General features: G+C 41.2%; 4 protein-coding genes, 15 tRNA genes, 1 rRNA gene and 1 pseudogene. 2 read left to right on the forward strand and 19 right to left on the reverse strand.

The genetic code is table 11. From position 1 onward, the window contains the following. Positions 1-29: 29 nt before the first annotated feature. Together ACQKL0_RS13785 and ACQKL0_RS13790 are read right to left on the reverse strand one after the other, a co-directional pair. Positions 30-488 (reverse strand): hypothetical protein, encoded by a 459-nt coding sequence (locus ACQKL0_RS13785; RefSeq protein WP_402867469.1) that lies wholly within the window; start codon positions 486-488, stop codon positions 30-32. A gap of 56 nt (positions 489-544) precedes the next feature. Next, positions 545-1009 (reverse strand): alcohol dehydrogenase catalytic domain-containing protein, encoded by a 465-nt coding sequence (locus ACQKL0_RS13790; protein ID WP_427688101.1) that lies wholly within the window; start codon positions 1007-1009, stop codon positions 545-547. A 300-nt stretch (positions 1010-1309) separates the two neighbouring features. Between ACQKL0_RS13790 and ACQKL0_RS13795 the strand changes: the two genes are divergently transcribed. Further along, a complete protein-coding gene (locus tag ACQKL0_RS13795) occupies positions 1310-2530 on the forward strand; it encodes an ATP-binding protein (protein ID WP_427688103.1) in 1221 nt (406 codons plus the stop codon). A gap of 612 nt (positions 2531-3142) precedes the next feature. Then, a complete protein-coding gene (locus ACQKL0_RS13800; protein WP_427688105.1) occupies positions 3143-4033 on the forward strand; it encodes a TauD/TfdA dioxygenase family protein in 891 nt (296 codons plus the stop codon). A 283-nt stretch (positions 4034-4316) separates the two neighbouring features. Here ACQKL0_RS13800 and ACQKL0_RS13805 read toward each other — a convergent pair. The 17 genes and pseudogenes from ACQKL0_RS13805 to rrf form a co-directional block, all read right to left on the reverse strand. Further along, positions 4317-5140: pseudogene (locus ACQKL0_RS13805) on the reverse strand (methyl-accepting chemotaxis protein). A 381-nt stretch (positions 5141-5521) separates the two neighbouring features. Next, positions 5522-5602, reverse strand: a tRNA-Leu gene (locus ACQKL0_RS13810). 9 nt (positions 5603-5611) lie between these two features. Continuing rightward, a tRNA-Cys gene (locus tag ACQKL0_RS13815) sits at positions 5612-5685 on the reverse strand. A gap of 8 nt (positions 5686-5693) precedes the next feature. Next, positions 5694-5768, reverse strand: a tRNA-Gly gene (locus ACQKL0_RS13820). Positions 5769-5771: 3 nt separating this feature from the next. Continuing rightward, positions 5772-5846, reverse strand: a tRNA-Gln gene (locus ACQKL0_RS13825). A gap of 38 nt (positions 5847-5884) precedes the next feature. Further along, a tRNA-His gene (locus ACQKL0_RS13830) sits at positions 5885-5960 on the reverse strand. 14 nt (positions 5961-5974) lie between these two features. Continuing rightward, a tRNA-Trp gene (locus tag ACQKL0_RS13835) sits at positions 5975-6048 on the reverse strand. 6 nt (positions 6049-6054) lie between these two features. Beyond that, positions 6055-6138 (reverse strand) — tRNA-Tyr (locus tag ACQKL0_RS13840). A 12-nt stretch (positions 6139-6150) separates the two neighbouring features. After that, a tRNA-Thr gene (locus ACQKL0_RS13845) sits at positions 6151-6226 on the reverse strand. A gap of 7 nt (positions 6227-6233) precedes the next feature. Then, a tRNA-Phe gene (locus ACQKL0_RS13850) sits at positions 6234-6309 on the reverse strand. Between the two features lie 13 nt (positions 6310-6322). Next, positions 6323-6398, reverse strand: a tRNA-Asp gene (locus ACQKL0_RS13855). 5 nt (positions 6399-6403) lie between these two features. After that, positions 6404-6477, reverse strand: a tRNA-Met gene (locus ACQKL0_RS13860). 85 nt (positions 6478-6562) lie between these two features. Next, positions 6563-6638 (reverse strand) — tRNA-Val (locus ACQKL0_RS13865). 15 nt (positions 6639-6653) lie between these two features. After that, positions 6654-6728: transfer RNA gene (locus ACQKL0_RS13870), tRNA-Glu, on the reverse strand. A 10-nt stretch (positions 6729-6738) separates the two neighbouring features. After that, a tRNA-Ser gene (locus ACQKL0_RS13875) sits at positions 6739-6830 on the reverse strand. 4 nt (positions 6831-6834) lie between these two features. Then, positions 6835-6909: transfer RNA gene (locus tag ACQKL0_RS13880), tRNA-Asn, on the reverse strand. A gap of 9 nt (positions 6910-6918) precedes the next feature. Beyond that, a 5S ribosomal RNA gene (rrf, locus tag ACQKL0_RS13885) occupies positions 6919-7022 on the reverse strand; the annotation flags it as partial.

The raw sequence follows: 7022 nt of genomic DNA on the forward strand, positions 1-7022 counted from the left end.
AGGCGACATCGCCTTCTCTATTATTTTGTTCACTTTTCAAGGTGAAAGTCCGTTATCGTGCATATTTTTCTGAATTTATATTTCCCGCTCATATCGCTGAACTGGTAATTCTTCAGCACGGTTTCAAGTTGACTCTTTAATGTATCTTCCGCCAAATATGAATCCATCTTTTCTTTCCAGTTTCCCGTTCCGATTAATGCATCGAATGGAACCGTGTTCAATACCTCATCATAAACCTGGATACTTTGGTCAATGCCAAAGCTGCCATAAATGGACCCATTTTCAGCAGCATAGATATGCTCCGATTCAAGTTCCTCAACCAGGATCTCGAAATACCCCTTGGATTCAACGGGGCAAACAGTAATCTCCGCTTCCGCCTTTACAGGACCGAATCTCTTATCTAGGATATCAATCGTTAATGTAACATGTAACGGCTGGTACACCTTCTCAACTTCTGCACATAATTCTGCTACAGTATTCACTATCATGCACTCTCCCCCTTGCTTTTGCTATTATTATATAACATTTTCTCCCCCTGACGCGTCTATTCAATCTCCCTTCGAAGCGATTCTTTCTTAATAACAGTACATTTTTCGGGTACCCGCAAATATTCAGCCTGTCCGCCTGGATAGTTCCCATAACGTTCCGTAAAGCCGAAATATCCACCCGTATCGATTTCTTCATTACGGTTCGAATTGTCACATTGGCTTTCCATATCATGTTCACAATAATAACAATGTCCACACGAAATATTGAAAGGAAGGACGACCCTGTCCCCTTTCTTTACCTTCGTGACTTCCGGTCCGACTTCCTCCACGATTCCCATCGGCTCATGGCCAATGACGTAATCCTTATGTGTCGGGAGCGCTCCCTGATAAATATGAAGATCGGACCCACAAATCGCCGTCGATGTCACCCGTACGATGATATCATCCTTCTGCTGTAATTTCGGATCCTCCACTTCTTTTACTTTTATATCCTTTGCACCTTGAAAAGTTACCGCCTTCATATTCAACCTCCTAATGGATTCTTATTACTTTTTTTATACCCATCCATCTTACTAATATGTCCCCATTTGCAAATTTTCAAAGAAAATTTTGTAAAAAAAATAAACTTCCACGATTCAATCAGGGCATACATTCCTACCTATTCCTATTGCCGCCTAACAACTTCCTTACAGACCTGCCTTTCATACTCTAGTAATAGACAGGAAATCAAAAGCTGAACACACACCCTATCTTTTCTGATTTACAAAGAACCAGGAAAAGATTACTATTAATTAAATAGAATTTTTAGAATAAGGTGATGTATGTTAAAAAACCATCAGTATTTTCAAAACCAACAACGATTCATTCTTAAGAGTTTCATGATTGTGTTGTCTTTATTACTAGTGGTGGGCATTTCCGTATCGCCAATAAGCTGGAAACATGACCCTATCGATATGTCTATACAAGTTATCCTGATATCCAGCATCATACTCTCTTTGTTTTTTTTCATAAAAAAAGACGAAAACAAATGGAAAACGATTTTCATTCTTCTCATGACGATTTACCTTTACCTGAAATTCTGGTTGTATCCAGATACCGCCATCATGATGGCCATGTTTGCCATGGCACCCTTAATCCCCATATTTTTATTTGATAAAATCGGATTTTACATTGTAGCTGCATCAAATGCCATACTTGGTCCAATTTCCATCCATCTTATTTCTCATACAGATTTACAATATACATATGAGTACGTCTCGCTTGATAGTTTCGGAAACATCTTGAATTTCATCGCAATCCAGATCATCTTGGCCTTTGTGTTCATCAGTACGAACAACAGGATGAACTCCATAAATGCCTTTCATACCGAATTACAACAAGCCAAGCAATTGGATTCGGTCGGTCAGCTTGCTGCCACCATCGCCCACGAGATTCGAAACCCAATTACGGTCGTAAAGGGATTTGCCCAGCTATTGGATCAAGAAAAGGAATTGAGCAAAACGGAAAAATTCTACGTACAAACGATGCTTACCGAACTGGAATTCACACAGGTCATTATCAATGACTATCTATCATTGGCAAAACCCCATACCGATAATATTGAGGTCATCCAGCTGAATCAGGAAATCCAGAAGACCTCTGACCTTTTGACCAGCTTTGCAAACAATCGTAATATAGGATTCCAACTACAATTCAAGGAAGATTTACTCATAAAGATCAATCCCATTGAGCTCAAGCAACTACTGGTCAACATTATGAAAAATGGCATTGAATCCATGAACAATCCAGGATTTATCATCGTCGAGACCAGTCAGGAACGAGACATGGCAAAAATCAAAATAACCGACACAGGCGTCGGGCTATCCAAAGAGCAGCTTGAAATAATCGGCACCCCCTTTTATTCACTGAAAGATAGAGGAACCGGTATCGGTCTGACAGTCTGCTATACCATTGCCCAAAAGTACAAGGGGAAAATCGTCGTTGAAAGCCAAGTGAATAAAGGAACTTCCTTTATTATTTATTTCCCTGTATATAAGGGATGAGTGTATTGATACTATAGGTACAAAGGATGACCCGCTATCATAAGGTCATCCTTTTCTATTGGACGTTAAAATGATCTTGCCTTTTATTCCAACTAAAACTATAAGAATAATATAAAAGTCATTGACAAACTCATCCAATCATTGGTAAGATGCATTCATACACAAACCACTTTCCAGAATAGACCATATAGTTAGACGTTTGGAATCAACTGGTCTACCAGAGATTCAACAAGAGGAAACTCTTTGTTGGATCTCTTTTTTGTTTCTTACGTCTTAAAAGTCGACTATTCAAGTAGGTAAAGTATAATTTAAAACAAGGAGGGGACTTATTGAAGGAATAGTACCAGTTAAAAAAGTACGGTCTCTCGATTAGTATTAGTGGGATGTATTGTAAATGTCAGTGAAACCTCACTAGAAAATCAACCTATCTAAAAAACGGGACTTCTAGTTAGTGGAAAGAAAAAAGAAATTTTTCAAAGTGGATTTTTCTGAAACATCATGCAGCGATAAAGCGGAGTGGGTTTTCCAGTGGTCCCCCCACTTTACCATATTTTTATTTGATAAGGTTATATCAAGGAGACATTCATTTCAAAAATTGAGGAGGAATATAGTATGACTGAAGTTAAGACAAAACAAGTGAAAGTGGTACCAGTAGCAGGAAGAATCGGAGCGGAGATTCAAGGTGTTCAATTAAGCGGAGACCTGGACCCGGCTATTTTTAACGAAATCAAGCAAGCACTGAACGAGCATAAAGTGGTTTTCTTCAGAGGGCAACATCACTTAGACGATGCAGGCCAAGAAGCATTTTCCAGTCTATTGGGTGAACCCTACGCTCATCCAACCGTACCCGTAAAAGACAATACCAACTATATCTTCGAGCTCGATTCGGAACAAGGTGCCAAAGCCAACCATTGGCATACTGACGTCACGTTCGTTCCCGAAGTTCCCAAATACTCCATTCTAAGAGGCGTCACCATTCCAAATGTGGGTGGAGACACGGTTTGGGCGAATACGAATCAAGCATATGAAGACCTTCCGGTAGGTTTGCAAAAGCTTGCAGATGAAGCATGGGGTATTCATACAAATGAATATGATTATGCACAATTCAAACCAAGTGAAACGATTGATGATGAAGTGAAAAAGAACTATCGTGCCGTATTTGCATCGACCGTTTATAAAACAAGACATCCCGTAGTTCATGTGCACTCCGAAACAGGTAAAAAACATCTGTTACTAGGAGGATTTGCAGGCAGGATCGAAGGCTATTCCACAAGCGAATCCGAAAGACTACTAAGCATCTTTGATTCTTACGTCACGCGCTTGGAAAATACCGTACGCTGGCAGTGGACTGAAGGGGATGTCGTAATCTGGGATAACTTGGCCACTCAACATTACGCAATAGCAGACTACGAAGACCAACGCGTTGTACGACGTGTCACAGTCGGAAAAGATATTCCCGTAAATCAGCAAGGCGAAGCCAGTAAGTTAATTAATAAGAAATAAGTGATAGCACGAGCCTATCAGATATTTGTTTCTTCTCAGTATGTTGATAGGACTCCATGATCTTCATTTGAATTATAAGAAATCCAATCCGCTTAACCCCAAATCTTTACAGCTAAAAAAAATCAACCTCCGAGATTCCTATATCGGAGGTTGGTTCGTAGTTATTTCCCTACTTTTCTTTTAATCCACCATTTTTCAAAAATTTCGAATATTAAACTCAGTAAACCTAGCATTCTCGTTTAGATTTCTCGAATAATCGCTGGCGAATATATTTCTTCCTCGTTTATTTAGTCATCCCTTCTAACTTTTCAATCGTCTTATTGAATATGGATTGAGTGTCTATGATTATTTTTTGTAAATCTTCTGTTATTTCACTAACCTTCTCTACGTCTAAAGTAATATTTTCTACATTGGAATTTATATTTTTTATGGCTTTATCAACATTTCCTGCTAATCTTCTAACTTCGTCCGCAACAACTTAAAACCTCGACCTTGTTCCCCTACTCGAGCTGCTTCGATCGCTGCATTTAAGGCCAATACATTTGTTTGGAAAGAGATGGTTTGTATGATTTTGAATACATCACTTATTAAACCCGTTTGTTTTTTTAGTGACTCCACTGCTTGAATTTTCTCATTGGAATTCTCAACAACTATATTTACTAATTTTTCAGGCATATCTTTTAGCTGAGAAATGATTTTTATTGTGTTATTTTCACGCTCTGTAATATCTGTTGCGATTTTAAGAACAGCATGAACTTTACCTTCTTCATTTAGGATGGGTATATAGGTAGCTTCGAGCCAAAATAGATCCCCTGTTTTACCGATCCTTTGAATTATTTCTTGAAACCTTTTTCCTTTTTTGAGGTTAACCCATAATGATTCATATTCTCGGGTATTCCTGAATTCCGTTGTACAAAACTGGTGATGCTGCATATTTTTCATTTCGTCAATTGTATATCCCAAGATCATTGCAAAGTTTTCATTTACCCAGATTACTTCTCCATTTAGATTGAATTCTATCATTGCTAAATTTGACTCCAGTGCAGCTAAAACGGATGTTTCATCCAATGTTTGAGTGCTTATGTTAGTCCTTAAAGAAATCCCCATACCCAAAAACCCCCTGTTTTACTTCTAGTAATAATATTACAGGATAACGGGTAAGAACGCCTATTAGAAAATTTCAGGGCAAACCACCTAAGGTTTCAGCCTAATTCAATAAGTATCGTTTACTAAGAGTATTGCTTTTAATGCTTTGTTAAACGGATATAAAAACGTTTTGGTTCAAATCTTTGATAATCCAATTACATAGTAAATCACAAGTAAGGGGAACGGTCTGAAGTAATTGAAGAATGCATAACCTGAATTGAGAATGGACGTATTTCACATCCTTTCTGACGTATAATCTAAATCTCATGTTTATTAAATACAAAAAAGACCTCAACAGTTAAGTTGAGATCTTTTTTGTATGACATATCTTCGACCGTATGATACCCGAGGCCGGGGTCGAACCGGCACGCCTTGCGGCACTGCATTTTGAGTGCAGCGTGTCTGCCATTCCACCACTCGGGCAAAATTTGTTGGAGGCGGCAACCGGAATTGAACCGGTGATAAAGGTTTTGCAGACCTCTGCCTTACCGCTTGGCTATGCCGCCAACATTTTTGGAGCGAAAGACGGGATTCGAACCCGCGACCCCAACCTTGGCAAGGTTGTATTCTACCACTGAACTACTTTCGCATATGGCTGGGCTAGAAGGGATCGAACCTTCGCATGACGGAATCAAAATCCGTTGCCTTACCGCTTGGCTATAGCCCATTAATGTTATATTCATTATACCATCATTTTATTGAAAATGGGGCGACTGATGGGAATCGAACCCACGAATGCCTGAACCACAATCAGGTGCGTTAACCACTTCGCCACAATCGCCATAACAATAAAATTGGCAGGGGTAGTAGGACTCGAACCCACACCGGAGGTTTTGGAGACCTCTGTTCTACCTTTAAACTATACCCCTGTAAGATGGTGGAGGGGGGCAGATTCGAACTGCCGAACCCGAAGGAGCGGATTTACAGTCCGCCGCGTTTAGCCACTTCGCTACCCCTCCACGGATGAAACATGGTGCCGGCAAGAGGACTTGAACCCCCAACCTACTGATTACAAGTCAGTTGCTCTACCAGTTGAGCTACACCGGCACTACTATGGTGGCTCAGGACGGAATCGAACCGCCGACACAAGGATTTTCAGTCCTTTGCTCTACCGACTGAGCTACTGAGCCAAACAATTAAAAATGGCGGTCCCGACGGGAATCGAACCCGCGATCTCCTGCGTGACAGGCAGGCATGTTAACCGCTACACCACGGGACCATAGATTGCGGGGACAGGATTTGAACCTGCGACCTTCGGGTTATGAGCCCGACGAGCTACCGGACTGCTCCACCCCGCGATAATAATAATGTTACTATATGCCTCAAGTTTTCGTGTTAAGTGTTCCATTCATAAAGAAACAACTTGATGCTTTTTAAAAGAAATGGTGGAGGATGACGGGATCGAACCGCCGACCCTCTGCTTGTAAGGCAGATGCTCTCCCAGCTGAGCTAATCCTCCAATAAGTTATCGAAATGGTGACCCGTACGGGAATCGAACCCGTGTTACCGCCGTGAAAGGGCGGTGTCTTAACCGCTTGACCAACGGGCCAGGTATTAAATGGCGGAGAGCAAGGGATTTGAACCCTTGAGACAGGGTTACCCGTCTACACGATTTCCAATCGTGCTCCTTCGGCCACTCGGACAGCTCTCCAATATGGCTCCGCAGGTAGGACTCGAACCTACGACCGTTCGGTTAACAGCCGAATGCTCTACCACTGAGCTACTGCGGAACAATACAAGCTTGGCGACGTCCTACTCTCACAGGGGGAAACCCCCAACTACCATCGGCGCTGAAGAGCTTAACTGCCGTGTTCGGAATGGGAACGGGTGTGACCTCTTCGCT

The organism is Peribacillus sp. NPDC097264, assembly GCF_050277925.1.
Taxonomy (GTDB): Bacteria; Bacillota; Bacilli; order Bacillales; family DSM-1321; genus Peribacillus.

Coding starts and splice junctions, on each gene's coding strand:
- ACQKL0_RS13790 (WP_427688101.1), bottom strand. CDS start 1,009: ATGAAGGCGGTAACTTTTCAAGGTGCAAAGGATATAAAAGTAAAAGAA.
- ACQKL0_RS13785 (WP_402867469.1), bottom strand. CDS start 488: ATGATAGTGAATACTGTAGCAGAATTATGTGCAGAAGTTGAGAAGGTG.
- ACQKL0_RS13795 (WP_427688103.1), top strand. CDS start 1,310: ATGTTAAAAAACCATCAGTATTTTCAAAACCAACAACGATTCATTCTT.
- ACQKL0_RS13800 (WP_427688105.1), top strand. CDS start 3,143: ATGACTGAAGTTAAGACAAAACAAGTGAAAGTGGTACCAGTAGCAGGA.